Genomic DNA, 1002 nt, shown 5'->3' with positions numbered 1-1002 from the left:
AGAATCTAATTAGAGTATAAATAAGATATTTTGTAAAAATGATATCTTGCTTAGTCTGTAATCTTAGATAGTTGAGGGTAAAGTAATAGTATAAATTTGCACAGAATGAACAAGTCAATACCAAAAAAATCGACAACACACCGAAGTATGTTGCCGATAGTAGTACCGCGTCTAAATCCTCAGTCGATCAAAAGTAGTAGTATTTAATCGTAATATAATCTATTACAGCTCGATTCTAAAAAGCAAATTGATCAACGTTCATAGTCATGTATGGCTCAACACCTGTACTGATGCGCTGTACGTGCGTCGTAGTACGCGGTAACAACTTAGCAAAATAGAATTGTGCTGTCTTCACCTTGGCATCATAGAAGGCATGTTCACTGTTGCCATTTTTAATTTCAGTTTGAGCAATAAGTGCCATACGTGCCCATAAGTAGGCAAGGGTAACATAGCCACTAAAATACATGTAATCAACGGCAGCACCGCCAACGGCGTCTGGGTTTTCAGTGGCTTGCATACCAATACGTGAAGTCAAGTCACCCCATTCTTTTAGATGCCTGGCAAGTGGACGGATGAACTGTCCCATCTCATCATTGTCTTTATTTTCTTCACAGAACTTCTGAATAATATCGACAAAGTTTGCCAGCAACTTACCTTGTGAGCCTAAGACTTTACGACCAAGTAAATCAAGCGCTTGAATCTCAGTGGTACCTTCGTACAGGCAAGCGATACGGGTGTCACGGACGTTTTGCTCCATACCCCATTCACTGATAAAGCCATGACCACCATAGACTTGTACGCCATGATTGGCGGCCTCTAGACCCGTTTCGGTTAAGAACGCTTTAGCAATCGGCGTCAACAGTGACAGCATTTGGTCAGCAAATTTTAGGTCATCGCCTTCACCTTTTGCGACCGTATCGGCAAAATGAGAGAGATAATATACTAGCGCACGGCCACCTTCAGCAAAGGCTTTTTCAGTCAATAGCATGTTGCGAACAGCTG

Annotated in this window: 1 protein-coding gene; it reads right to left on the bottom strand. The window is 41.8% G+C overall.

Features of this window, described 5'->3' with window-relative positions; all coding sequences use genetic code 11:
- Positions 1-235 precede the first annotated feature (235 nt).
- A partial coding sequence (locus ACS8FD_RS17045) for an acyl-CoA dehydrogenase C-terminal domain-containing protein (RefSeq protein WP_439276716.1) occupies positions 236-1002 on the bottom strand: 767 nt, incomplete at its 5' end.

The sequence above is a fragment of the Psychrobacter sp. 1U2 genome (assembly GCF_051847575.1).
This window is presented reverse-complemented; position numbering and strand designations above follow the sequence as displayed.